Annotated in this window: 17 protein-coding genes; 10 read left to right on the plus strand and 7 right to left on the minus strand. The window is 54.2% G+C overall.

The genetic code is table 11. The features are described 5' to 3' along the window. Nucleotides 1-214 precede the first annotated feature (214 nt). The 8 genes from NZ823_04730 to NZ823_04765 all read left to right on the plus strand — a co-directional run bounded on the left by NZ823_04730 (nucleotide 215) and on the right by NZ823_04765 (nucleotide 13003). Nucleotides 215-799: a hypothetical protein gene (locus tag NZ823_04730; GenBank protein ID MCS6804434.1), complete on the plus strand. Its 585-nt coding sequence runs from the start codon at nucleotides 215-217 to the stop codon at nucleotides 797-799. Beyond that, nucleotides 789-1412 carry a hypothetical protein gene (locus NZ823_04735; GenBank protein MCS6804435.1) on the plus strand — a complete coding sequence of 208 codons (624 nt, stop codon included), beginning with the start codon at nucleotides 789-791 and terminating at the stop codon, nucleotides 1410-1412. Before NZ823_04730 ends, NZ823_04735 begins: the two co-directional genes overlap by 11 nt. A 29-nt stretch (nucleotides 1413-1441) precedes the next feature. Further along, a complete protein-coding gene (locus NZ823_04740) occupies nucleotides 1442-4357 on the plus strand; it encodes a CHAT domain-containing protein (GenBank protein MCS6804436.1) in 2916 nt (971 codons plus the stop codon). A 160-nt stretch (nucleotides 4358-4517) separates the two neighbouring features. Beyond that, nucleotides 4518-5735 (plus strand): S8 family serine peptidase, encoded by a 1218-nt coding sequence (locus NZ823_04745; GenBank protein MCS6804437.1) that lies wholly within the window; start codon nucleotides 4518-4520, stop codon nucleotides 5733-5735. 33 nt (nucleotides 5736-5768) lie between these two features. Then, on the plus strand, nucleotides 5769-7031 hold the full coding sequence (locus tag NZ823_04750) for a S8 family serine peptidase (GenBank protein MCS6804438.1): 1263 nt from the start codon (nucleotides 5769-5771) through the stop codon (nucleotides 7029-7031). Nucleotides 7032-7917: 886 nt separating this feature from the next. Further along, a complete protein-coding gene (locus tag NZ823_04755) occupies nucleotides 7918-10623 on the plus strand; it encodes a GAF domain-containing protein (GenBank protein ID MCS6804439.1) in 2706 nt (901 codons plus the stop codon). An 820-nt stretch (nucleotides 10624-11443) separates the two neighbouring features. Continuing rightward, a complete protein-coding gene (locus NZ823_04760; protein ID MCS6804440.1) occupies nucleotides 11444-12514 on the plus strand; it encodes a hypothetical protein in 1071 nt (356 codons plus the stop codon). Nucleotides 12515-12520: 6 nt separating this feature from the next. Beyond that, on the plus strand, nucleotides 12521-13003 hold the full coding sequence (locus NZ823_04765) for a type II toxin-antitoxin system VapC family toxin (GenBank protein ID MCS6804441.1): 483 nt from the start codon (nucleotides 12521-12523) through the stop codon (nucleotides 13001-13003). 185 nt (nucleotides 13004-13188) lie between these two features. Here NZ823_04765 and NZ823_04770 read toward each other — a convergent pair whose 3' ends face one another. From NZ823_04770 to NZ823_04790, 5 genes are all read right to left on the minus strand, one after another. Continuing rightward, a complete protein-coding gene (locus NZ823_04770; GenBank protein MCS6804442.1) occupies nucleotides 13189-14232 on the minus strand; it encodes a Gfo/Idh/MocA family oxidoreductase in 1044 nt (347 codons plus the stop codon). 49 nt (nucleotides 14233-14281) lie between these two features. After that, on the minus strand, nucleotides 14282-15406 hold the full coding sequence (locus tag NZ823_04775) for a glycosyltransferase family 4 protein (GenBank protein MCS6804443.1): 1125 nt from the start codon (nucleotides 15404-15406) through the stop codon (nucleotides 14282-14284). After that, nucleotides 15403-17067 carry an alkaline phosphatase family protein gene (locus NZ823_04780; GenBank protein MCS6804444.1) on the minus strand — a complete coding sequence of 555 codons (1665 nt, stop codon included), beginning with the start codon at nucleotides 17065-17067 and terminating at the stop codon, nucleotides 15403-15405. Before NZ823_04780 ends, NZ823_04775 begins: the two co-directional genes overlap by 4 nt. A gap of 211 nt (nucleotides 17068-17278) precedes the next feature. Beyond that, nucleotides 17279-18664 carry an alkaline phosphatase family protein gene (locus NZ823_04785; protein ID MCS6804445.1) on the minus strand — a complete coding sequence of 462 codons (1386 nt, stop codon included), beginning with the start codon at nucleotides 18662-18664 and terminating at the stop codon, nucleotides 17279-17281. A 112-nt stretch (nucleotides 18665-18776) separates the two neighbouring features. Then, entirely contained in the window at nucleotides 18777-19910 is a 1134-nt protein-coding gene (locus tag NZ823_04790; GenBank protein MCS6804446.1) for a serine protease, read from the minus strand. A gap of 124 nt (nucleotides 19911-20034) precedes the next feature. Here NZ823_04790 and NZ823_04795 point away from each other — a divergent pair, with 124 nt between their 5' ends. Next, entirely contained in the window at nucleotides 20035-21384 is a 1350-nt protein-coding gene (locus NZ823_04795) for an NCS2 family permease (GenBank protein MCS6804447.1), read from the plus strand. A 151-nt stretch (nucleotides 21385-21535) separates the two neighbouring features. On the opposite strand, the gene NZ823_04800 is transcribed toward NZ823_04795, so the two are convergent. Together NZ823_04800 and NZ823_04805 are read right to left on the minus strand one after the other, a co-directional pair. Beyond that, nucleotides 21536-22009, minus strand: a complete 474-nt coding sequence (locus NZ823_04800; protein MCS6804448.1) for a DNA starvation/stationary phase protection protein — start codon at nucleotides 22007-22009, stop codon at nucleotides 21536-21538. 226 nt (nucleotides 22010-22235) lie between these two features. Continuing rightward, nucleotides 22236-22634, minus strand: a complete 399-nt coding sequence (locus tag NZ823_04805) for an acyl-CoA thioesterase (protein MCS6804449.1) — start codon at nucleotides 22632-22634, stop codon at nucleotides 22236-22238. A 436-nt stretch (nucleotides 22635-23070) separates the two neighbouring features. On the opposite strand from NZ823_04805, the gene NZ823_04810 reads away from it, so the two are divergent. Next, the gene (locus NZ823_04810; protein ID MCS6804450.1) at nucleotides 23071-26208 is read left to right on the plus strand and encodes a right-handed parallel beta-helix repeat-containing protein; all 3138 of its coding nucleotides are present in this window, start codon (nucleotides 23071-23073) and stop codon (nucleotides 26206-26208) included. Nucleotides 26209-26309: the final 101 nt, after the last annotated feature.

Here is a 26309-nt window from a genome sequence, read left to right on the forward strand (position 1 = left end):
GGCAAAACAGAGTTGGCCGCATCAGTGTAATGTCACTACTGACACGGTGGATGCTTACTTCCGAACTGAGTTTGCTTCATGGGTAAAATCCGCGACTGGTTTACGTAATCTTACTGATTCTCACCGACAGGCTCTTATGAGAGAATCAAGCTGCACCGGATTAACGCCCTTCAATGCGCGCGTTCTCAGTAGACACTCTAAGGAGCCGATCACTATGCCCACTCACCTGAGCGGTACCGTTGCCGAATTCGCTGTGCCGGTCTTTTTTCCTGGAGACAGCTATCAACACCACACGGATGCCGAGCTGATCGAACGCTGTCTGCAACGCGATGAACAAGCCTGGCAATCATTGCTCAACCGATATGGCAGCTTCGTTTACTCCATCATCACACGCTTCAACCTCATGGCGGATGAGATGGCTTACGTGTTTCAGGCCGTGTTCCTTTCTGCACTGGACAACTTGCAAGAACTGGTTCATGAGCCAAATTTGAGCACGTGGTTCACAACAATCACCCTATGGTACTGCCGACAATATGCCGAACCGGACCAGGCGGACGAGATACTAGCAATGGATGAGACGTCGGCTCTCTACCAAGAAATTGAGCAGTTGGAAGAGCAACGCTCGATGCAGCAAGCATTGGCTTCGATGCAGGAACCAGCGCGACGGGCATTGTTCGAATTACTCAATTGGTTGGATGACATCAGCGTTACTCAAGCATCATCGCTCGGAAACGAAGACCCTGCCATGCTAATGGCTAAAAAAGAAAATATCATTAAGGAGCAGCTCCATGAACTGTAAACAACTCGACTCATTATTCCACACAAGCGATCCCTTGTTGGTAGCAGACATTCAACGACAAATTGATTCACACATTGCTCACGGGTGCGTGGCATGCCGGCAACGGTTGCAGCGCATCAAGGAGGTTCTCAGCCAGCGCGACCGCTGCCTTTTGTTACCTATGCCAACATGGTTAGCGGAGCAAGCAATGGGTTTGTTCCGCTGGAAGCAGATGCCGTCAACACCGGCGGACATAAAGCGCCTGCCCGCTCTACTCCGCCTCGACAGCGCCACGCACGGCCAAGTGGCTGGGTTCCGCAGCATTGGCACAATGTCGCGCCAGTTGCTCTATCAGGCGGGCAATTACAACGTGACCCTGTTACTGACGGCAGCAGGCCCGCAATTGGTGGACATCATGGGTCAGCCAATGCCTCATGACGTTGAGAGTCAACCGATCCGCGATGTGGATGTCGCATTACTGGCTGAGTCGGATGTTGTGTGCACAGCCAAATCAAATGAGTTCGGTGCCTTCATCCTCAACGGCATCGCCGAAGGCATCTACAATCTGCGAATGAGATTAGCAGAAGAAGTACTAGAGATCATCGGCCTACATGCAACGGTGAAGCCTCACTGAGGCTGTTCGGATTGACCAGGAAGATTCCCATGGAGCACGGGTTCGGTAGCGAGTCATTGACAGAGCAGTTGATCGCATTGGCCGGCAGCCACCCGGTCGCCGATGTGCTTGAGCGGCATCGTGAGCAGATTACTGCTGATCTGATCCGACGATTCAAGGACAAAGTGGCGCATGCTATCCGCGCCGACATCAACCGCGCGACTCAACTGGCTCAACTGACCTGTCAGGCAGCCATGATGACGGATGATCCAATTTGTCACGCCCTCGCTCATCACTCGATGGGTATGTCCAAACACTTTTCCGGGCGCTACGCCGAGGCCGTTGCATCTTACGAACAGGCTGAGGCGATCTACGCCCAGCTCGGTGATGAAGTGGCAGCAGCGCGCGTCGGTCGCGCCAAAGTTGATGCTTTGATCTATCTGAGCCGCTACGATGAAGCATTGCAATTGGCGGCGCAGGCGCGGTCTATATTTGCGCGGCACAGCGAAAACAACCTGCTGGCTCAACTCGAGATGAATGTTGGGAACATCTATCATCGCCTCGATCAGTATCACCAGGCATTGGAACATTATGAGCGTGCCGAGAAAACATTCGCCCGACTGGACAATGCGTTTGACTTGGCGCAAGTTTGGATGAACCAAGCCAATCAGTACACTCAGTTAAACGACTTTAATAAAGCGCTCGACCTCTATGAGCGGGCTCATCGGCAATACGAGAAGCTCCGGATGCCATTGATGGTGAATCAGGTTGAGTACAGCATTGCCTGGCTCCATTTTCTGCGCGGGAATTTCAAACAAAGCCTAACACTGTTTGCCAAGAGCAAGGCCAAAGCCTTGGAGCTTGGTGATGTCACGTTGCCGATTCTGTGCGACCTGGATCAGGCGGAAGTCTATCTGCAACTGAACGCCTATGAAGACGCTATCGAATTTGCGCAACGTGCGGCTGAGCAATTTCACCAGCTCGGAATGAATTACGAATTTGCCAAAGCTCGCATGTACGTGGGCATGGCCTACCTGCATCTGAATAACTTCGACGCTGCCCAAACGGCGCTGCGGCAGGCGCGGGATGCGTTTGTCGTCGAGCACAACGACATTTATGTCGCGCTGACCAATATCTACCTGAGCGATGTTGTCGCGCACAAACACGATTGGACACAGGCGCAGCAATTATGCGCGGAGGCCAAAGCGTTATTCGTTGCACATAACCTCACCACGAAGGTCGCCTATGCAGACCTGCAAATGGCGCGGCTGAAATTCCTGCAAGCAGACCTTCAAGCAGCGGAAGCGCTCTGCGGCGCGGCGCTGAACGCGCTCGGCCAGATGGAAGCGCCATGGGTCAAATATCAATGCTTTCATCTGCTGGGTAACGTGCTGCACCGGCGCGGTCAACATCAAAAAGCATACGACTATTACCGGCAGGCGATTGATTATCTGGAAGCCATGCGCAGCAGCATTCGCGTGGACGAATACAAATGTTCATTCCTCAAGGATAAGCTCCGCGTCTACGAAGACCTGATCGAACTCTGCTTGGCAACAGATCAGCACAATAAGCTAGAGGAAGCATTCACGAACATCCAAGCAGCCAAATCACGCTCGCTGGTCGAACTGCTCGCCGTCGAGCGAGACATCCGCGGCAAGGTACATGACGCATCGGTTGAAGCCCTCTACCGCGAGTGGAATCGCATCCGCGAAGAGCTCGATTTTTATTACAGTCGCATCAATCAATATCAAAATCATGGTCAGCGCCCAGCATGGATGGGAACAGAGCTGCAAAAGGAAGTGCAAGAACGTGAGCAACAACTCGCCAGACTCGCCCGCCAGTTGCGTCTGCAAGACGCTGAGTACGCTTCGTTACATACCACGACGCACATAGATATGGACCGGGTGCGTCACCACTTGGCCGACGATGAGGTATTGATCGAATACTTCATGCTGAACGACCGGCTCATGGCTTTTGTGCTTGACCGCAATGATGCTCGCTTGGTCAATGACGTGACGAATCTAACAACAACGGCGCCTCTTCTGCAGTGGGTCAGGTTCTACAATGAACAATGCACGATGGCGGATCGCCTGTCGCCAGCACAATTGGCGCAAGCGGCGACCATGCAACGTCAATGCCTGGAAAAACTCTATGCCCACCTTATCGCGCCGATTGAGCCGCTGATTGACGGCAAGAAGCTGATCATTGCGCCGCACGGCTTCTTGCACTATATCCCTTTTCACGCTCTACATGATGGTCAACAGTTCCTCATTGATCGTTACGAAATCTCCTATTGTCCCAGCGCCAATGTATTCACGTTGTGCACGGAGAAAGCGCGAACCCAGTCGGCTGGCGATGACATGTTAATCCTTGGCATTTCTGACGAAGCCGCGCCGCTGATTCGTGATGAAGTACAAGCAGTCAAATCGCTCTGGCCGAAAGCGCGGCTGTTCATGGATCGTGACGCGACATTTGAACGCCTGCAACAGCACGCGCCAACGGCCCGTTGGCTGCATTTGGCGTCTCACGGGACGTTCCGTCGGGATAATCCGATGTTCTCGACGCTCAAACTGAGCAACCGATGGCTCAATCTGTATGATATTTTCAATTTGAACTTGAATGCCGACTTGGTCACGCTCAGCGCTTGCGAAACCGGGATGAATGAGGTTTTCCCCGGCGACGAACTGTTTGGTTTGATACGCGGATTCTTATATGCCGGCGCGCCATCGTTGATCGTCAGCCTGTGGGTTGTGCATGATCGCTCAACCACTGAATTAATGTGTCAGCTCTACACCGGCCTGCGGCAGGGTATCTCCAAGCGCGCTGCTCTCCGTCAGGCTCAGTTAACAGTCAAAGAAGCGTTTGAGCACCCGTATTATTGGGCTCCGTTCATCTTGGTCGGAGCAACGGCTTGCGTGCCGTCGCAAAATAAGCAGGCCAAGGAGAAAATAGCGCCATGGCATTGAACAGCATTCGGCATAGCTATCTCACAACACATCCGCGCGCACACCGACGAGGCGTAACGGGAACCTCCCACATTTTTGTCTCGTTGCGCCTCGTCGGCTGCTTGCCGATACTACACCAATGCCCGCAGGTCGGACAGGAAGATTTAGAGGGGTCATAGCCATGAAACACCAATCAATCATAAAAACACTGTCAACACTTTTGATTGCGATTGTAGTCACATTGGCGTTCATCGGTGGCGGCAGTTCCTGGCCGCCTACCATCCATGCGCAACGTGGCCTGAGAGCGCCGCACACCAATAACGAGGTTGTAGTGAAACTAACGCCTCAGGCCAACGCCAAACTGTTCGCTCAACAGCATCGGCTCATCGCGAAACAACGAATCAAAGCCAACATCTACTTATTCGAGATGCCCGCCAACGACTCACGATCCGTGCAAGATGTGGTTGATCAGGTAACTCGAGACCGGAATACTATCTGGGCCGAGCCTCATTTTCTGGCCAGCATTGACCAGGATGAGGGCGATACGGATTCTGACCAGCGCAGTGGAGCGAGCGTTGATCAGCGCAATACACCATTTGTGGATGGTCAATCGCCGCCAAGCTATTTTGGGCAAAACGCGCTTTCGCTCATCCGCGCCCAGCACGCTCGTCAATATGCCAGCGGCGCAGGCGTTATTGTGGCCGTGATTGACACGGGCGTGGACGCTTCCCATCCGGCCATTGGCGCTATCTATCCAGGATGGGATTTCGTCAATAACGACGCAGACCCGTCAGAGGCAGGCACAGGTCCAGCTTATGGTCATGGCACGCACGTGGCCAGCATCATCAAATTGATTGCGCCGGGAGCGGTCATCATGCCACAACGTGCATTCAAGGCTGACGGAAAAGGGAAAACAGCGGACATTGCCAACGCGATCTACAACGCCGTTGATTACGGCGCTCAAGTGATCAACATGAGCTTCAGCATGACCACCAACTCATCGAATATTCGAGAGGCTGTTGCCTACGCTGCCAATCATGGCGTAGTGCTGGTTTCGACGGCGGGCAACACTGGCACATCGGCAGTGCGCTATCCGGCCTTTTATCTGGGTGTCATCGGTGTGGCAGCGACCGACGAGTACGATCGGCGAGCGAGCTTTTCCAGTTATGGAGTGCATGTTCGAGCCTCGGCGCCGGGCGTCGGCATTTACGGCGCGTATCCTGGCAATCAGTGGGCGTGGTGGAGCGGAACGTCGTTTGCCGCGCCGATGGTTAGTGGGCAAGCAGCCTTACTCATCTCGCGGGGTCGTTCGACAAACTACATTTTCACCACCGCCGTCCCGCTGCCAGACAGCGGCATGGGGAGCGGACGCATTGATTGCCTTGCGTCAGTTCAATGAACACCCGACAGAAGTCAATCAAGGAGGTTTGGCATGAAAACAACAACCAGAAAAGCACAGGCCTTCCCGATGGTCAAACAAGCCATCATCAAGATGCAAGCCCTCACGATGCTGACGGTGGTAATGCTTGTCACTTTGACCTTGACTTCAGCCCCATTGCCTGAAGCTGACAACTTGAATACAACCGCGCATGCGCAACGCGAGCGAGTGATGCTCTATGTCAACAACCAACTCCTCGTCAAGTTGTCAGCAGAAGCGCAGGCCAAACCGTTCGCCCAACGATATGGCCTGACGCTCAAGCGACACATCAAGGCGAATCTGCATCTGTTCGAGATCGCCGCCGCTGATGTCACATCGGTCGAAGACCTTGTTGCTCATGTCAAACGAGACCGCGATGTCATCTGGGCCGAACCGAATTATCTGGCCAAGCTGGATCAAAACACAGATCAATTGCCCGACCCTTCGGTTGATCAACGTCACGTGCCACGTGTGAGTGACCGACTGCCGTCGGAGCATCTGAGGCAGTATGCCATCACCCAAGTCAAGGGTGAGCAGGCGCACCATTACTCAACAGGAGCGGGTACCTGGGTCGCCGTGATTGACACAGGAGCTGATGAATCACATCCGGCCATCAGGCAAGTGATCCAACCGGGATGGGACTTTGTGAGTGACGATGATGATCCTTCGGAAAGTGGTCACGGCAGCAGCTATGGCCATGGAACGGCTATCGCCAGCGTCATCCATCTGATCGCTCCCGATGCGACGCTCGTCGCCTACCGAGCGTTCAACGCGGACGGCTTAGGAACGGCAGCCGACATTGCCAGCGCGATCTACGACGCTGTGGACTATTACTGGGTTGATGTGATCAACGCCGGCTTCAGCATCCCGGTGGATTCCTCTACGCTCAGCGAGGCCATTGAGTATGCTCGCCAACGCGGTGTTGTACTGATCGCTTCAGCCGGCAACGCAGCCGAGCGAGCAGCGCGCTATCCGGCGATCTACGCCGGCGTCATCGGTGTAGCAGCAACCGACTCAACAGACCGACGAGCCCCATTTTCAAATTACGGAGCCGGCGTTGACGTAGCGGCACCGGGCGTCAACATTCATGGCGCGTATCCCGGCAATCGCTGGGCCCGGTGGAGTGGAACCTCGTTGGCCACAGCGTTGGTCAGTGGCCAGGCCGCTCTGATTCTGGCAGAAGGGCGCTCAATAGACGTGATGAGTCGCACGGCCGATCCCGTTGTTGACACGGAGCTGCGAGCAGGGCGAATTAACTGCCTGCGCGCTCTTCAATAATGGCTGGATACTGTTCGTCAACTGTACAACATTAAGGTGAGCGTCAAACTCGCCGATAGAACCTGCGAAATACCCAATCACGATCTGCTTATAACAACGGTAGGGGGCGCGGCCTCCGAGCGCTCGTCAGCGGGATGGATGAGCGCTCGGAGGCTTCATAATGATAGGTTGTCCGGTCGCGCCGGGTACGTGCTCGGAGGCTTCATGAGGATAGGTTGTCCGGTCGTGATAAACGAGCAGTCGGATGTTTCGTGCCGATAGGTTGCGCGGTCGTGCCGGCCAACTTCGTTGAGAATCAATGCTGAGTAGTTACCAATGCAATCATGTCCCCCTTCACACCAATAGTCCGGCGAAAGGCCCTATGTGATGAAGCGATATGGAGAGCAGCAGCAGAACGTTCCAAGCGGCAGTCTACGGTCTTGTGTGGGTATTTGGGATTACTCATGCTACGCTCGTTCCTGCTGAGCCGCGCAAGCGGCGCATGAAAGGGTAGCCGACGTGCAACGTCTGGCTACCCTCTAGTAGGCGGCTGCCGCTGCTCGGAGCTCGATCGTTAAAAACGCCAAACTTCAGCGGGCATCCACACAGCCACACCCCTACAAAGAACATGGGTCTTTCCACAATTGGTATCACATCGCTGATGGCAGCTTTGATCAATCTCTCATCCGTTCTTGCTTGCGGCCATGCCGAACGACACAGCGGATACTCTTACTTTTGTTGTAGTCCATCTTCACACGAGCTCTAGGTAAAACCGCCGAGCAGCTTACGTAATTTCACTGATTGTAGCCAACGGCGCACTATGCGAGAATAGTGCTTGCACCGGAAAGAGCCATCCTCAACGAGGCGCGATCCAATCAGCGGGAATCAGGGATTTGATAGGATTACTATGAATGGCTCAACGCAACAGACAACCGTCAGCTCCTCGCCTAGTGCTGGTGGAGCCAATCCTGCGGTTCCTGATGCCATTAAAACCGTCCCTGCAGTCACACACGAACGCATTCTTCAGCGAACCGGCCGAATCGTGGAACGCAGTAAACAAGTATCGGTGTTGTATGCGATTGCCTCGTCGGTGAGTCAATCACTGGATTTTCAGCAGACGTTGAATCGAGCTGTTGAGCTGGTTCCACGTCTGATGGGCTTTGAAGCAGGCCTGATTTTGCTCACCGATAAAACATCGGATGCGCTCACGCTCAAAGCGCGATTTGGTTTTTCAGACGAAGCAGGTTCGTTTATCCAATCGTTGAATCCCAAGGAGCAATTCATTGGCCCATCTGTCATCACCGGCGAAACGCTCATTGGTGAAATTCCTCGCCAGAGTCATGACCTGCTGGCAACTCACCTGCGCGAGAGAGGCTTCTGGTTCTTTGTGACGATCCCGCTACGATCCAAAGGAAGCACGTTGGGGGTGATGGTGCTGGTCAGCCATGGTCCTCGACACGTTGACCCAGAAAGCAGCCAATTTCTGCTTTCTATGGGCGATGTCATCGGTGTGGCGATTGAAAACGCGAGCCTTTATCACGACGTTGCTAACTTGCTCGAGGAAACACAACGGCAGGCCAATCGGCTGCAAGAATCGGAGCGCCAATCACGAGCGATTGCCGAACTGGGACAACAAGCGTTAGCCGGCGTTGACCTCTCGACGTTAATGAACGAGGCGACAACGCTCATCGCCAAAACACTGGATGTCGAATATAGCGGCGTGCTCGAACTCATGGAGAACAAAGAGACGCTGCGGATTCGCGCCAGCGCAGGCCCACTCGCTCAGATGATTACCCAAACGATGATCCCTGTGGACCGCTCGCAGGCCGGCTATGCGCTACGGACGAATCGGCCCGTCATTGTCGAAAACCTCGCCACAGACCCGCGCTTTACTCAGCAGACTCGACTTCATGAGCTTGGTGTCGTCAGTGGCATGAGCGTGGTCATCCCCGGCCATCATCAACCATTTGGCGTGCTCTTCGCGCATACAACGAACCGGCGAACATTCACCAAAGATGACACCAACTTCTTACAGAACATAGCCCATATACTAGCTGAAGCGATCGAGCGCAAGCGAACCGAAGAAGCGCTCGAAGCTGAAAAACAACGTCTTTCTATCACCTTGCGTTCGATTGGCGACGGCGTCATCACCACCGACACGCAAGGATGTGTTGTGTTAATTAACAAAGTGGCGGAGATGTTGACCGGCTGGACTCAGCAAGAAGCTGTAGGACAGCCCTTGAGCGCCATCTTGCGCCTTCTCGATGAGAAGACCCACGAATTGTACGGCAATCCAGCCACCCAGGTGTTACAAACGGGAACCCGAGTGACACAAACAGAGCCGATCACCATGGTGGCCAGGGATCAAACACGCTACATCATCACCTACGAAAGCAATCCGATTGTCGAGCGAGATGGCAAAATTGTTGGCACGGTCTTGGTCTTCCGCGACATCACTGAAAAACAACAGATGGAATACGAGCGGCTCAAGGCTCAGAAGCTCGAATCAATTGGACTGTTGGCCGGCGGCATTGCTCATGACTTTAACAATCTACTCATGGCGATCATGGGCAACATTTCTCTGGCCAAAATTGAGGCCGAAGGAGACGAGAAATTGGTGGACCGTTTAACTGCTGCTGAACGCGCTTGTTTGCAATCGAAGAACCTGACGCATCAGTTGCTCACCTTCTCCAAAGGTGGAGCGCCGATCAAGAAAACGACTTCGATGGTTGGCCTGATCAAAGACACGGCTGAATTTGCGCTGCGTGGCTCAAATGTGCGCTGTCAGTTTGTCATCGCTGATTCACTCTGGCACGTGGAAGCCGATGAAGGACAAATCAGTCAGGTCATTCAAAACCTGATCATCAATGCCATGCAGGCTATGCCAGATGGCGGAACAATCACGGTGAGCGCCGAGAATGTCCATCTGGAGCCCAATACTACGTTGCCACTGCCTGGTGGTCGTTATGTCAAAGTCGTCGTCAAAGATCACGGAGTCGGTATTCCACCAGAAAATATCACTAAGATTTTCGACCCGTACTTCACCACCAAGAAAAAGGGCAGCGGCCTTGGGCTGGCTGCCGCCTATTCAATTGTCAAGAAGCATGACGGGTTTATCGGTGTCGAGTCTGAGGTGGGTGTCGGTTCAACGTTCACTGTTTATCTGCCGGCCACGACTAAATCCGTAACATCGGCCAAGCCGCCCTCGGTGGCGCCGACACAGGCGCAGGGGAGTGGACGTATTTTGGTCATGGACGATGAGCAAATCATTCGCGATGTCACCGGCCACATTCTCCGACGGTTGGGCTACGAAGCTGCGTTCGCCCAAGATGGCGAAGAGGCGATCACGGCCTATCAGCAAGCGATGGCTGAGAATCGTCCATTTCAGGCAGTTATTATGGACCTGACTATCCCCGGCGGCATGGGCGGAAAAGAAGCGATTAAACGATTGCGTGAAATAGACCCCAGCGTCAAAGCCATTGTCTCCAGCGGATACTCGAATGATCCTGTCATGAGCAACTTCACGGAGTATGGATTTTCTGGGTGCGTTGCCAAGCCCTACAACGTACAGGAGCTCAGTCACACTCTACAGAAAGTTATCAGCGGAAATTAGCAATTGGTCAGAAGCTGTTTCAGCAGGCCGGCGGCCAAGCACCGGTGGGCGACGCATCCATCACACCTGATGCTTATAGCAATTGTGGAGTGAAGACTGTGGGGATGGCCGCTCGGTAAGTTCATGTCCACCCTTCTATATCCTCTCGTGAAACGTGGCCCTTCTTAGGTCAATTGGTCTGAGCAACTCGCATATCTGCTCAAGTGTCTTCTCAGCCTCTAGCTTCACCCGAGTGATAGTTCCTCCGCAGGAGATGTCTTGAATGCCAGGGAAAGTTGCTGCAATTCGTCAAGAGCCGTGTAGCAGTGATCTCGCATTTCTGAGTCCAAGCTAAGCAGATCGAAGATCACGCGATCAAGTATGGTTTGATCCTGGCCATGACATGCAAGGAACTGGTTGTACGCCTCAACAAGTTGATGCAGGTCGTGTGGGGATAGCTTGTCCAGATCCAACACGGGAATCGCTTTTACATCGTTCGGATTGAGATTACAAACCCCGCCGCCGTAGACATGGGCAAGGATAGGCTTCTGCGCTTCATGAGATTGTCTCTGAACTGGCCAATCAGGTGGTGCAAATCCTGCTCTTACTCGACAAGGACAGCCGCCACAGCGAAAGCTTGGGCAGAGCAGTCTTACGCAACAGATTTGAAGCCCCGCGTTTCCAACACAATGCTATTGTGCCATAGCCCAGCAACACAGTAGACTTACTCTGTGTCACTTGGAATTATTACCAGTGCCTATGTCGGGCCAAATAGGAGTTACCTAGGAGGAGAGAAGCTGAAAAGCTATGAACGGATAAGAGGGCCAATTGGCCGCAGCGTATGAGTGCCGTTATCGTCAGAGATTATTATTCAGTTCCAGTCAGGGCTGAGATACCTTTTCCGCTATCTCAGCCTACTGAAGAAGTTTCTTTGCGAATCATCATTCCCGATTTCGACTTTTCTCTCTCCATTCCCCTCACATCTATCACATCAGAAATCGAGTCAGGCAAAGTAGCCCTTCAAGCCGCTGTTGATGCCAACGTCATTGCCACCCTGATCTTGACCGGCGGACTGATCGAAGCTAGGGCTAAGTTTCGACTAGAACGGGTGTCCCTGAATGTGGAATTAACAAAGCAGAGCGCGCGAGCCGAGTTCGTTGCCTCAACACTCATTCCCATGTTGGCTCTTGCGCAGGAGGTTCATTTACAAATCCCTGATGTCCAATTTGAGCAAAAGCTGAAATTTGATCTCCCCCTTCGAGAAATCAGTCATTTGCTGCAACGTCGGCAGGTGGCTTATCGGCTCATGGTGATCGAGCAGGCGACAGGAGTAGAGTTCGTGCTACCACCAAGTTTCTCGGCAGAGGAGACTGAAACAATCGCCTATCTTTACCACGCCATCACTGATCGCTCGTTTGTGTGGCCAGTTAATGCAATAACGGTTGACGTCCCGGCAAGTCAACAGAGGCTTGATCAACTCCCCTCAGACGACCAGCCGACCAGCCAACAGATTGGCCCGGCGCCGAGCACAACAACTTTACTTGGCCACTCAATTACACTTGGCAACGAAACGGTAGAGATTGATGATATGATCATCGAGCACATTGATGAAGTGCGGCGTGAGTTAGCACAAAATGATGGTCATCTCGTTAAGGTTGTGGTTCGCTCCCTAAGCGGTCAGGCTAGAGTTAAACTACCTGAAGCGCCACGTTTGCCCGAGGCACCGTGGGATTCAAAGATTCAGGCGCTGATTGACCTCGAACCGCAGCTCGACGCGCGGCTAGCCGAACGCTATCACGCTCTTGCAGCGGCAACCTTGGCTGATCTGACGGAAGAAGAGAAAGCCGCCCTGACAGCCAGGCCGGAACTAGGTGAAGAAGCATTCTCGATGAGCGACCTGGACGGAGAATAACGACTGATGGCAATCGGCCCGGTACTCCCCGACACTTCGCTTGTTCTCGATAACGACATCTTGAACGACTGGAGATTTCAGAAGCCATACGTCCAACGAGCGATTGATGATTATATATCGAGATTGAAAAAACCTCCGGCGCTAACCTCCATGACCGTTTTCGAGGCGCTCTATGGATTCGAGAACAAGGCGTTCAAATCTGGAAAGCTCGACCAACGTATAGAACAGGACCGCGATAAGACGATCCAACTCATCAACTCCTGTACTGTCTTGCCTTGGGATCAAACCGCTGCCCAGATAACTGCTTATATTTACCCCCGACTTTCTCAAAGTGAACGCAACAAGCACTGGCGCGATTTATTCATTGCTACAACGGCCATCGCGCACGGGCACGGTGTCGCTACACGAAATCAAAGCGACTTTGAACTTATTGCCAAACATTTGCCTCCCAGTCACCCACTTCTCCGCCTTGCCATTTGGAAGCCGTGAAGCACAACCCTGTGTCCGTGTGCTTATAACCACTTCACCACCCAGGCACAGCCGAGGCGTGGATGATCCCACCGTTCTTTTCCCGCAATTCAATCACGTGCGCGCAAACCCGTTCTACCGCCCGGCAAATCTCATCCATCTCAAGCGGCAACGCCCCGACTGAGGTTCTCATCCGCATACGCAGCTTACGGCGCGCACGCAGCATGAGATGGCGCGATGTCAACAGCCCGACCATGCGCGGCTAACGACTCTACAATCGCTTCGATCACCCGCACAACATCAACACTGTGCTCCGCTGTGCCAACCTCCACGCGACCCGTTCGGAGGCAGGAAAGAAAATACTGCGACTGCACTTTCAATGGCTCTTCCATGTGAACGTGAGGAATGGTCACGTTCCCTTCCCGTGTGAGCAATTGGAATTCGCCAAAATCATGATAGTAGGGATGACTGACGATCTGATTGTCATAGATGCGCACAGGACCACTCAGCGACAGATCATCCCACGTCACCATCTTCTTATCGCCAACAATCGTGATCTCCCGAACCTTTTTCGGGTCCAACCAGCTTACATGAATGTTGGCGATGATGTCGTTAGGATATTGCATTGAGATGAATGCGACATCCTCAATACCGTTCTGAAGAAACGCCTGCCCAAGCGCCGACACACGTATGGGCATCGCGTCGAGCAAAAAATTGAGGATCGAAATATCATGCGAGGCCAGATCATAGACCGAGTTGACATCCTGTCGAATCGGTCCCAGGTTCGTCCGTTTGGCTGTCACGTAATAGAGCCGACCGACCTCGCCGCTGCTGAGCAACTGCTTCAGCTTGAGGATGCCGTTGTTGAAGAGAAAAACATGGCCAACCATGAGCAACAACCGCTTCTCATCAGCAAGACGAATCAACTCGCGACCTTCCTGGCTGCGACAGGAAAGTGGCTTTTCGCAGAGAACGTGACGACCTGCCAACAACGCATCCTTGGTGATGCGATAATGTGTCCGTGTCGGCGTGGAGACGACAACAGCATGGATGTCATCGCGCGCCAGCAGTTCATGATAGTCCTCATACACCGTGAGGAAAGGATATTGCCGCTGAACGGCGGCTAGTCGCTCCTGGCTGATGTCTGCTACGGCCACGACCTGCGCGTCGGGCAACAGCGAGAAATTACGAATATGATTCGGCCCCCAATGACCACACCCGATAACCCCCAACCGATATGTGTTCGACACCCGATCAACCTCCTTATTCATTCTGACGCTTTCACCAGCGGCTAAGATTTTAGCACAAGATACGTTGATAGACGGCAACAACTTGCTCGCTGGCCCTCTCCCAGGAGAACAACTGAGCGCGGCGGCGGCCTCTCTCAACAAACGACCGGCGCAACGGTTCATCGCTCAGCAATCGTTCAATCGCGTCAGCGATTTGCGCGCTATCATCTGGGTCCACCAACAAGGCTGCATCGCCGGCCACTTCAGGCATAGCGTAACGGTTCGAGGTGACGACCGGACATCCACAGGCCATCGCTTCAAGGATCGGCATACCGAAGCCTTCGTGAAACGAGGGAAACACAAACACGTCTGCCTGTGCATAGTACCGGATCAATTCATCCGTTGAGACACGCCCTTTGAATTCCACATCATGCTGCAGACCGAGCGAGATGATCTGACGCACAATCGCATCATAGCCCCAATCGCGCGGCCCAACGTGAATCAATCGGTGCGGCAAACCGTTCGCTTTCAAGATGGCCAACGCTTGCAGAATGCCGACGATATTCTTCTTTGGAATCGTCGCGCCAACAGCCAGAATGAAGGGTCGCTCGCCGACAGGCCGGATGATCGGCTGCTGCATCAATGCGTATCGGTGAAATGCGTCTGCAATGCCGTTGTAAATCACCGTGACCCGCTCCGGCGGCACGCGAAACGTTTCGAGAATGTCTTGCCGCGAGGCTTCCGACACGGTGATGATGGCTGCCACGCGACGCAGCAGGTAACGATATTTGATCAGCGCGCGACGTGGTAATTGCTGATGCAAGTGCGGCGGTAATCGCGTTGCAGCGCAACCGTGAATTGTGACGACCAACCGGGTTCGCTTCAGTCCTGCGTAGAACAACTCCGATTCCGTCATGAAATGGAGTAACGAAAATCCGCGTACCCTGAGGGCGCGTGGAGCAAACCATCGGCGATATGGATCACGCGCCGGCGCGGCAATTGCCCTCGTTCGGTCGCCAGGCAGAAAGTCCGCTGGCATCTCTCCGTGGATCAACCAGAGCTCCTGCACGCGCCGTTGCAGCGCACGATACAAATTGCGGGTATACTCACCAATGCCCGTTGGGTCTGACCAAGCGCGTGTGGCAACGAGGCCGACCTTGTGGGAACTTGCCAGTTGGCGTGACGACTCATTCATTCGAGGTATCCGAGGTCTTTGAGCCGATTCATCATCTGAGCATCATCCCGTTTGCTTTGTTCAGCGGAGCTGGACATGGAAGGAAGCGGCTCAGGTTGAACAACGACGGGTTGCGCCTGCACATGATCAGGCTCGAAAGCGCCGGTCAGGACGCGACCATCCATGTAATCGGGCACAGCCACGCCCATCAGATACAACAGCGTCGGCGCGATGTCTTCAATGCGCGATGGCTCCAACTGAGCTCCTGCTCGAATGCCAGGTCCGTTCAACATCAAGATGCCTTCAGCGCGGTGCGTGCCCGACCAACCAGGCTGATTCCTATCAGGCTCGGATATGCTCTGACCGCCGCGCTCGCCAACCAGGTAGTATCCAGGTCGCGCACACACAATCAGGTCGTCAGCCTGGTCAACGCATGGGCCGTGATAAATTTCTTCACGACGATACACGCGATCAATCACCGGTTGCGCCGTGAGTGGATCAGTGAGCCTCATCAATCCCTCGATGACTCGTTGGCGAACAGATTCATACTCCCCTGATTGAACGATGCCCTCAGGCTCGCGGCCCCTCCGGTTGATCCGAATGGATTGCGCCGGCATAGAAGCAAAATAGGCTTTTGTCCCAGACCAATCAACGTAGCGATACGGTTGAATCGGCTCCTGGGGCAAAGCATCTTTCCAGGATGGCGGGAGCCATCGTTTGAGCAGAGAACCAAATCCGAATTTGTAAGCTAACGATTCAGCCCGCTGTTTGGTGAAAGCCTTCCGCCACCAAGGCAGCGCCGGAGCAGCAGCATCTCGCCACTTGAGCAGTCCAAGATCAGCCAGGATGTTTTCCACATGAATACGCCGATGCAATGGCCCGAATCCGTGATCGGAATAAATCACCACGTAGCGAGGCGGCGCAAAGCTTGACAGAAGCGTGGCGACAGCATGATCCAGAGATTGATAATGGCGCAATATCGTCTCCGACTCTGTGACGGCTTCATTGAGAGAGCTCCAGAAATAGTGCTGTAGTCGGTCAACGCCGTCGTAAATGACTTGCAAAAACTCGACATTGAATTGCTCAGCCAGAGACTGCGCTGCCGCCGTTTGCATCTCAGTGACACGCCGCAAATCTTTAAGAAAAGCCCGATAATTCCCATACGCGAGATTGTTTTCATCAACGACCGCGCGCTTGATTTGTCCGACGAGAGCCGCCGGCTGCGCATAGTCAGTCGCATTGGTCGGCGTGAGCAGCCCGGACACCATAAAACCATTGAGCTCAAACGGTGGATAGGCAGCAGGAAAGTTGAAGACACCGACGCGAAATCCTTCGCGCCCCAACCGCAACCAAATCGGCTCGACACGCCAATCGCTCGATCGTACCGGACGGGGATGGTAGCCCTGCTTGTCTGTGATGAAATCGAAGACGCCATGCTTGCCCGGATTGACGCCGGTCACCGATGAAATCCAGGCCGGCGGCGTCAATGGTGGAATCGTGCTCATCAGGATGCCGGAGGCTCCCGATTCCATCAGTGAACGGAACGTCGGCAATGCACCGGCTTGCACCCAGGAATGCATCAGATCAAACGTCGCGCCATCCAATCCGATGACTAACAGCTTTGAAGCTTGAGGAGCGAGATGCGAGAAGCGAGATTGTGATTGTACCTTTTTATCTTCCATCAGCGATCGTGGTCCGTGATTTGTGATCCGTGATTCGTGATCCGGGGCTCGTGAGTCGTGGTTTGGGGTCCGGGGTCCGTGATCCGCGGTCCGTGATCGGTGACGCAATTCATCGTCCTCGAGCCTCCATCCTCCATCTGTTGCCACGAGCGACGGCATAGAGAAGTGCTGCCTCTGCATCCTCGATTCTCGCTCGTCAATCCTCCACTCACTATCCTCCGATGATTCGCCCTCGCATATCTGATGGCACGGGCACACCAAGCTGATGCAGAATCGTTGGTGCGCAATCCATCAGGTGCAGACCATCGAGCCGACGACCGACTGGCGGTGAACATGGACTCATAATGAAGATGCCATGCTGCGCGTGATTGGCATCATCGGGGCCGGCACTGTCGTCAAGAATCCAGATAGAAGGATGCCCGACGCTGCCAACCGAGCGCCAGAGCAAGTCACCGAGATAGACGATCAAATCTGGAGCGATACCGCGGCACTGTTGATAAATCTCTTGCGGCTTGAAGACTCGCGCCCCAATGCGACGACCTTGTTCATCGGTTAGTGCCTGGAGTCGCCGCGTCAGCTCATCTCTGACTTGCTCATAGGCATTTGGCTCAACGACGCCGTGCGGCTCGCGGCCTCTCACATTGAGATAGATATTGGCGTGATAACCGCCTTCTCCCCAAGCCAGCGTATGCTCCCAATCCACGTCCGCCTTCTCCAGCGGCATCACGCCCGTAGGATTTTTCTTCAACTTCAAATAACCCTCACCGATCAACCACTGATTGATACAGATGGCGCCGTCCAACTTCTTCGCTCCGTGATCGGAAACAATGAACACGGTTGTTTGCTCATCAATCAACGACAGTGTCTCACCAATCTGTTGGTCGAGGTAGATATAGTAATCCTTGCCGACGCCTTCTAGTGGCGATCCTGGCTGGTACTTGCGATGGGTTGGATCGAAGTATTTCCAGAATCCGTGATGGAGCCGGTCTACTCCGATTTCGACCATCATAGCGAAATCCCAGTCACGCGTTCGCATGAGGTGGCGAAGCAGTGTGAATCGCTTCTCAGCCATCTGGTAAAGCTGCGTGAGAATGGCCTGCTTATCCTCAGAGCGGAAATTGTCCACATCGAATTGATACCGCCCGACAAGCTGTTCCACTTCTCGTTTGAGCGATGGCGGATGCGTGTAGGAAAGATGATCGCCGGGCGTCATGAAGCACGTCACCAGATCGCCGTTGATCGGCTTGGGCGGGAAGCTGGGCGGCACGCTCAGCAGGATCACGCGCCGGCCCTGCTGCGACAAAATGTCCCACACAGCCGGCTCAGCGAATGAATGGGATGTAGTGAGCTGATAGCTGTGATAGGAATAATCTTTGCGATTTCTGAATCCATAAACGCCGAGTTGCCCCGGATCCTTACTCGTCATCATAGACATCCAGGCCGGGCAGGTGATCGGTGGAATGGTGCTTTCCAGTTCGCCATACACGCCCGCTGCCATCAATCGCCGCAGATTGGGCAAATCCTCGTTCCATTGATCAAAGACAAGCTGCGGGGCTGCGCAATCCAGCCCGATCACCAACACTTTTTTCTTCACCATGCCCTCCTCTGAAGAATGTGGCACAGGCGTTCCCGCCTGTGCTCCATTTTCTTGCTTCGTGGCGTGCGTTTGCACATGGGCGATTCCCTTTCCAGATCACGTTGCAACCACATTATTGGGGCATCTGGTCTAGCCTGAGCCGCTTGACGACGGCTCGAATGTCTACATGCAATTGTCCGCCCATAAAAACAACGCCGCGCCGGCTCTCCTCACGCTCAGGATAAACGCCGCGAACGAGGCCAACGACGCGCCCATGCTGATTCAACGTCGGCCCGCCGCTACTGCCACTGAAACCGTCAACATTGGAACTGAAGTTGACCTCACCGATGAGTTGCTGAATTCTTCCATACGCGATTCGCACGCTACCGTCAGCATCGGCGTAATTCATGACACGCAGGCGTTGTGGGTCGCGCCGCGTGCGAATAGGGAATCCGAGTGTCCAGACCGGCATATCGGGCAGAACGCCGTTTAGATCAATATCAAAATAGGCGGGGCTTTGGATGTCTGCTTTCAACAGGACGGCATCCAGCCCGGATTTCAACTCCTCAGCCAATGTGTGCCGCACAAGCTGCACGTTCTCTAACGGCCGGTACCCTACGATCCGTCCGTTTTCGACGACGGGAATCTCAAAGGATGTATAACGACACGCCAACGGCTGTGCTCCGCCTTCTCTTTGACCTGCGGCCTCAATCTCTTCACGCATGACGTGGTAACTTGTGAGGAAGTGCCCATCCGGCGAAATAAAAAAGCCGGATGCTGCCCCTTCTAACGGAACGATGCGTTGACTGGGAAATTTCGTCACATTCTCAAATGCGCGAGCAATTTCGTAATAGGCCGGCAGCAATCGGAGTCCGACATCCGCCTGTAGTCGGTCAAGAAAAGTACGATCGAGCGCGATGGGCCAGAGCGTGATGCCTGGCTCAGCCAAGTAGACCTTCTGAGCGCTCAGCCGAGCAGCGGCGACATCTTGCGCGGTGTTGTAAACGGTGATGACAAAATACGTCCTTGCTCGAATCCGAACGAGGCATCGTAACGCGTGCTCTTTATCAAATGGAACGCTGATCTGTTCAGGACGGAACAGACCCTCATCGCGCGGCGCAGCAAGATCAGGCGAAGCGGGCACAACGACAAAAACAATCGCGATGCCGAACGGCCATAGCCTTCTGGCCCAAACGGCCACCGCGAGCCGCTGCCACAGGTGACGGAATTTCTTGCTCAGCGCAGTCACTTCAGGCTTGCTTGGCATCGGCACGCGATTGTAGCCCGAAGGGTCCGGGGTGACAAGCAGCCTCTCTCATTGCTTTTGGCTTTGCCTGACCGATATACTTCGCAAAAATTCGGACGAAGAGACCATACCGGAGCGCAACCTAATGGGCGAAAATCATCAAGTAGCAAAGCTATGGGATCAGTGGTTTCATCTCACAGATCATGGCACAACAATCAAGACGGAGGTACTAGCCGGCATCACAACGTTTCTGACGATGGCTTACATCATCTTCGTTCAACCGGCCGTGTTGAGCGCTTGCGGGATGGACTTGGGCGCCGTGATGGTCGCCACATGCGTGTCGAGCGCGCTGGCTACACTGTTGATGGCTCTGCTGGCCAATTATCCGATTGCTGTGGCTCCGGCAATGGGTCACAACTTCTTTTTCGCGTTCTCGGTCGTCATCGGGATGAAGATACCGTGGTCGGTCGCTTTGGGAGGGGTGGCTATTGCCGGGATTATTTTTATCCTGACCGCAGGCGTTGGATTGCGTGAACGCTTGATCACGGCCATTCCCGAATCGTTACAACACGCCATCGCCGTCGGCATCGGCTTGCTCATCGCGATGGTCGGATTGCAATGGGCTGGCGTGATTATCGCCGCGTCGGGCACGCTTGTCACGCTGGGAAACCTGAAGTCGCCGCCCGTGCTGTTGTCCCTGTTTGGATTGGCGCTGATGGCTATTCTTTTCTCCTTAAAGATGCGTGGCGCGGGCTTATGGGCGATGTTGATCACAGCCGCCGTAGGATTATTCTTCGGCGTTATTCGCTATCACGGCTTAGTCAGCCCGCCGCCTTCGTTAGCGCCGACGTTGTTGAAGCTCGATATTCTCGGCGCCTTGAAACCGGAGATGATCGAAGTGATCTTCGTGTTTTTCTTTCTCGCGCTATTTGACTCTGTCGGCACGCTGGTCGGCGTGGCGCAACAAGCTGGCCTGATGAAAAACGGGACGCTGCCGCGCGCGCGGCAGGCGCTGCTGGCCGATGCGGTCGGCACGGTCATCGGAGCGGGACTGGGCACATCAACCGTCACTGCCTACATCGAAAGCGCGACGGGCGTTGCCGCCGGAGGCCGCACAGGATTAGCAAACATCATCACCGCGGCGCTGTTTTTGCTCTCATTGTTCTTCTATCCGGTTGTCAAAATGATCGGCGGTGGGTATCAAGTGGCCGCCGATCAAACGCTCTATCCGGTGATCGCGCCTTCACTGATCCTGGTCGGCACGATGATGATGCACAGCGTGCGTCGGATTGCTTGGGATGATATGACCGAAGCGATTCCTGCCTTCCTGACGCTCATCATCATGCCTCTGACTGTGAGCATCACGGAAGGCATTGCCTTTGGATTCATCACCTATGCCCTGCTCAAACTCATCACAGGCCGCGCTCGAGAGGTACACTGGCTCATTTACCTGTTCGCCAGTCTGTTCGTGATCCGCTATGTCGCGCTTGACTGATCTATCCGAATCGTTCAGCGCACGAGCCAACGCCACCGGCTGACCAGCTCACCGAGTGCACACTACCCCTAACTGAGGACTCTGGCACAACCAGAGCCCGTCCTCACGAGCCAACACTATCGAAAGCTATGCCGGCATCAGCGCAATAACCCTACTCCAAAAACGCGCGCAGCATCCACGCCATCTTCTCGTGCTGTTCCATCAAGCCGGTCAAGAAATCGTTCGTGCCGGCGTCACCATACTTCTCGCCCACGGTCACGAGGTCTTCTCGCAGGTAGCGAATCACGGCCTCATGATCGGCCAGTAAGTTTTGTAACATTTTTTGCGCGTTGGGATACTCGCCAGGATGCTCCTTGAGCCGCGTGTGCTGTAAGAATTCCTTCAATGTGCCCAGCGACGGTCCGCCAAGCGAACGCGCGCGCTCGGCCACCTCATCAACAATCTCGTTGAGCTCGTCATATTGCGCCTCAAAGAATTTATGCAGATCGTTAAACTGCGGTCCGACGACGTTCCAATGATAATTTCTCGTCTTGGTGTAAAGAACGTACTCGTCGGCGAGTAACCGATTCAAAATTTCGACAACAGCATCTCGATTTTTATTATTCAATCCGATGTTTGGTTTCATAGTTTCTCTCTCCTCCAATTGACAGAGCCGATACGGCTCACGTTGACATAGGCATGCTTTACGTAGAACAACTCATCTGGTTCGATGAATTTCATGCATTTGATGGTGAGAGCTCAGGCCGCCTTTATTGGTTATGACGCCAAGCCACACCATCGAAGAACTTTCGCCAATATGACCCAGGCCGATAGCCGACCACATTGGTTCACCATTGATCATATTTCTTGTTTCATTCCCTCACCGGAATCGGCTTCCACGTTTCATCTACCGCAACATATACAGCCTCAGCCACGGTCACCAATTCATGCTGAGATGGATTGGCGCCACGTTGAACCTCAACCTCGACCTTGACGGTGACCGACGTTGTACCAATTCTCAATGTCTTCGTGTACAAGCTGACAATATCGCCGACATAGACAGGTCGCTTGAAATGAACCTCTTTCATCACGACCGTCACCAGTCGCTTATTCGCATGTTTTCGAGCCTCAATGCCGCCAGCCAAGTCAATCAAGCTGAGGATAACGCCGCCGAAGATCGTCCCGGCAGCGTTAGTATCCTTGGGCAGCAGCGTCACACGCAGCGTCGGATCGCGCTGGATAGATCGTTTAACAAGTTTGATTTTCTTCATGGATGCGCTACTGTACTCAAAATCACGGGACATGCCAAGTGCGGGCGCAACATCATCAGGCCTGCCTGGCCGCCTTCCATGCGCTGTTGGTATGCAATCATCGCCGCACGGGCTGTGGACGGAGATACTGTCTGCGGCTACGACTGGCCCCATGCGCTGTTGGCGCGAAATCATCAGCCACATGAGCGATTTTGTGAAATGTCATAGGTAGATTTCTCGTCGCTTCCCTGTAATCTTACGAATTTCTCTCTCGAATCGCTTGAGGCATAATAGCACTTCCTGGAGGAGGTAGCTGGAGGCTCCATGAAGATTTTTGAAGCCTTTGAAAGTGTTCCGTGATATAATGGGGCCTCCTTTAAGATAGGCTCTGATCACACCGAAGAGAGAATAAAATTGATCGGAGCCAAGAGGGCTTTTTTAGGTACGGAGGAGAGAGGTGAAGCGGTCTTGCATCGTTTCCCTCGCGTCAGTTGTGGGATTGAGTGTGCTGCTGCACACTCTTTATCTGGGCGAGGGCGTTGATTTGAAATTTCAGGTGCCGGGTGAGGCAGCGGCCTTGGCAGCAGACATTGAACATTCTCTTTGGAACACGTATCCCCTCCTATCCGACCAGAGTAATCTCAACCGACTGAACGAAACGCTGCAATCGTATCTGGCTCGGCCATTGAGCCTGGCATCGGCTGATTTTGATGAAGACGGCATGGATGACCTGGCCGTCGGCTATGCCTGTCGCGATGGCGGGTTGCTCACGTTGCATCGTGGCAACGTGGCGGCTCTGTGGCCGAAGACGCACCAGGAAACAGGAAACAGGAGAAAGGAAAAGGGGGAATCAACCGATCACTCGATCTTCGATCCTCCGCCGAGAGCGCGCCACAGCCGTCCTGCCGGCGATCCATTCTCAGCGTTTCTGAGCGTCGCTACAGGCGACATGAACAACTCCTCGAACATCGCTCCGCTGCCGTTTTTACCGGAGCCACTCCTGATTCAGTTGCCGGCAGCGCCGCAGATGTTAATAGCCGGAGATTTCAATGCCGATGGGCATGCTGACCTCATAATGGCCACGGCGGGCAACGACGCAATTGAATTCTATGCAGGTGACGGCCACGCAGGGTTTGCCAACGCGCACTCTATTCAGGTGGGGGGCCCTATCAGCGCATTGAGCAAAGCGGAAACAACAGCATCGAGCAACCATCCAGCCAATGCAGGTATCGTGGTGGGGATCGTAGGAGAGGGGCCGGTGACGTTGGTTTTCGACCCACGTGCTCAAGCGTGGTTAAGTAAACCGATGTCGCTGGCCCCATCGGGGGAACCAACACATCGTCAACGGCCAACAGCAGATGACGGATTGAACGCATCGGCTGAAACAGGCGGTCGGGATATTATCGCCGCTCTGCCAATGCGACTGAACGCGGATGCGATCAGCGATTTTGTTCTGCTCTGCCAAGATCAACCTGCTCCGCTGCTGATGCTATCGGCGCCGGCCTCGGTTTTTGTGGTCAACTCAACAGGCGATTCTGGCGATCACAACCTTGCCGATGGCGTTTGCAATGATGGTTCAGGTCAGTGCACATTGCGCGCCGCGATTGAGCAGGCTAACGCGACGGCGCAGGCCGACATGATCAGTTTCAACATCCCAGGAAATGGCATTCCTGTCATCAGGCCGACCCGCGCGCTACCCGCCATTACCAATCCCGTGACGCTTGATGGAACGACCCAGCCCGGTGGTCTTGTCGAGTTGAATGGAGCTCGAGCCGGCATTGCGGTTGACGGCTTAACAATTGCGTCAGGCCAGACCGTCGTTCGCGGCCTTGTCATTCATCGGTTCGACAAAAATGGCATCAGGATCGAAAACGGCGGCGGTAATATCATCGAAGGAAATTTCATCGGCACGGATGCGACCGGCACTCTCCCGTCGGGCAATACATTCGACGGTATTTGGGTCAACACAGCCGGCAACATCATCGGTGGAACCATTGCTGCTGCCCGGAATGTGATTGCAGGCAACGGTTCGGATGGCATTGAAATCGCCACCGGCGCGGCCGTCGGCAATATCGTTCGCGGCAATCACATTGGCACGAACGCGACCGGCACGGCGGTGATTCCCAATGCCTTTCATGGTGTCCATATCAATGGCGCACCCAACACGACCGTTGGTGGGGCCACCTCGCTCGCGCGCAACCTGATTTCCGGCAACTGGGACGGCATCCGTATCACGGGGGCGACGGCGACTGGCAGTGTCGTTCAAGGCAATTACATCGGCACCAATGCAACCGGAAGCAAAGTGCTCGGCAATTCCGGCGCCGGCGTTATGATCAACAGTGTTGCAGGCAATCTTATTGGCGGCCCGGCGGCAGGCATGCGAAACGTCATTTCAGGGAACACCGCATACGGCATCTTGCTGCTCAACAGTAACGCTACCAGCAATCGCATTCAAGGCAACTATATCGGCACGGACGCTGCCGGCAACGTTGCTCTTTCCAATGGCATTGGCATTTTCGTTAATAACGCTCCGGGCAACGTGATCGGCGGGGACGCGGTCGGAGCGGGCAACCTGATCGCCGGCAATGGAGAAGGCGTGCGCATCGTCGGCAGCGGCGCTACTGGCAATCACGTCCAAGGCAATCTCATCGGCACGAATGCGACCGGCACGGCTGCTATAGGAAATTTCCAAGATGGCATTGTTATCCAGGATGCGCCCGGTAATCTGATCGGCGGCGTTGGGAGCGCAGCTCGTAACGTCATTTCAGGCAATCAATCGCGTGGCGTGTTTATCACGGGCAATGCGACCGAGACAGTTGTCCAGGGCAATTACATCGGCACCAACGCGACCGGTAGCGCCGCTCTCGGCAACGCCTATCATGGCGTATTCATCAACGGCGCAGCCAACAATAAGGTTGTGGAGAATGTCCTTTCAGGCAATCGCCTGTTTGGCATTTTGTTGTATGGTAGCACCGCGACTGCTAATCGCGTGCAAGGCAATTGGATCGGCTCGGACCCGACCGGCACGAATCCAATCGGCAATGCGACGGGTGTGTTCATCGCTGAATCTGCCAATCGCAACGTCATCGGTCCGAATAACATCATTGCCTTCAATCAAGGTGACGGCGTCTACGTGCAATCGGGCACGAGCAACTTGATCACAGCGAATTCGATCTTCAACAACGCTGCAATGGGGATCAATCTGGCTCCGGGCGGCCCGACGCCGAACGATGATACATCAGGCAATGAAGATAGCGATGAAGGAGCCAACCAATTGCAGAACTGGCCAAGCCTGAATCAGGCGACGATGCAAGACCGAATCATCAACGTGAGCTATTCAGTCACATCGGCGCTTCATAATTCCGCCTATCCGCTCAAACTGGAATTTTTCAGAGCTGACGCAACCGGCCAAGGTCATACGTATCTGGGATCAGACATCTACACGGCCAGCGATCGCATGGGCAGTTTCACCAAGACGATTTCGCTCCTCTCTCCAGTTGTCATCAAGCACGGTGACCGCATCGTAGCGACGGCGATAGATAAAAACGGCAACACGTCGGAGTTCTCGTTCACTGTAGCTACTCAGCTTCGCTAACTGGTCTTCACAAACGAATCTTCCCTGTAGAGCGACCCGCGAACCGGTATCCCCTGCGACAGTATGATCCACAACAAATCCCTCCACGGCTCGCTCTTGGT

The organism is Blastocatellia bacterium, from assembly GCA_025054955.1.
Classification (GTDB): Bacteria; Acidobacteriota; Blastocatellia; order HR10; family J050; genus JANWZE01.

Coding starts and splice junctions, on each gene's coding strand:
- NZ823_04765 (MCS6804441.1), top strand. CDS start 12,521: ATGGCAATCGGCCCGGTACTCCCCGACACTTCGCTTGTTCTCGATAAC.
- NZ823_04795 (MCS6804447.1), top strand. CDS start 20,035: ATGGGCGAAAATCATCAAGTAGCAAAGCTATGGGATCAGTGGTTTCAT.
- NZ823_04735 (MCS6804435.1), top strand. CDS start 789: ATGAACTGTAAACAACTCGACTCATTATTCCACACAAGCGATCCCTTG.
- NZ823_04785 (MCS6804445.1), bottom strand. CDS start 18,664: ATGGTGAAGAAAAAAGTGTTGGTGATCGGGCTGGATTGCGCAGCCCCG.
- NZ823_04740 (MCS6804436.1), top strand. CDS start 1,442: ATGGAGCACGGGTTCGGTAGCGAGTCATTGACAGAGCAGTTGATCGCA.
- NZ823_04730 (MCS6804434.1), top strand. CDS start 215: ATGCCCACTCACCTGAGCGGTACCGTTGCCGAATTCGCTGTGCCGGTC.
- NZ823_04745 (MCS6804437.1), top strand. CDS start 4,518: ATGAAACACCAATCAATCATAAAAACACTGTCAACACTTTTGATTGCG.
- NZ823_04775 (MCS6804443.1), bottom strand. CDS start 15,406: ATGAATGAGTCGTCACGCCAACTGGCAAGTTCCCACAAGGTCGGCCTC.
- NZ823_04800 (MCS6804448.1), bottom strand. CDS start 22,009: ATGAAACCAAACATCGGATTGAATAATAAAAATCGAGATGCTGTTGTC.
- NZ823_04780 (MCS6804444.1), bottom strand. CDS start 17,067: ATGGAAGATAAAAAGGTACAATCACAATCTCGCTTCTCGCATCTCGCT.
- NZ823_04790 (MCS6804446.1), bottom strand. CDS start 19,910: ATGCCAAGCAAGCCTGAAGTGACTGCGCTGAGCAAGAAATTCCGTCAC.
- NZ823_04760 (MCS6804440.1), top strand. CDS start 11,444: ATGAGTGCCGTTATCGTCAGAGATTATTATTCAGTTCCAGTCAGGGCT.
- NZ823_04755 (MCS6804439.1), top strand. CDS start 7,918: ATGAATGGCTCAACGCAACAGACAACCGTCAGCTCCTCGCCTAGTGCT.
- NZ823_04805 (MCS6804449.1), bottom strand. CDS start 22,634: ATGAAGAAAATCAAACTTGTTAAACGATCTATCCAGCGCGATCCGACG.
- NZ823_04750 (MCS6804438.1), top strand. CDS start 5,769: ATGAAAACAACAACCAGAAAAGCACAGGCCTTCCCGATGGTCAAACAA.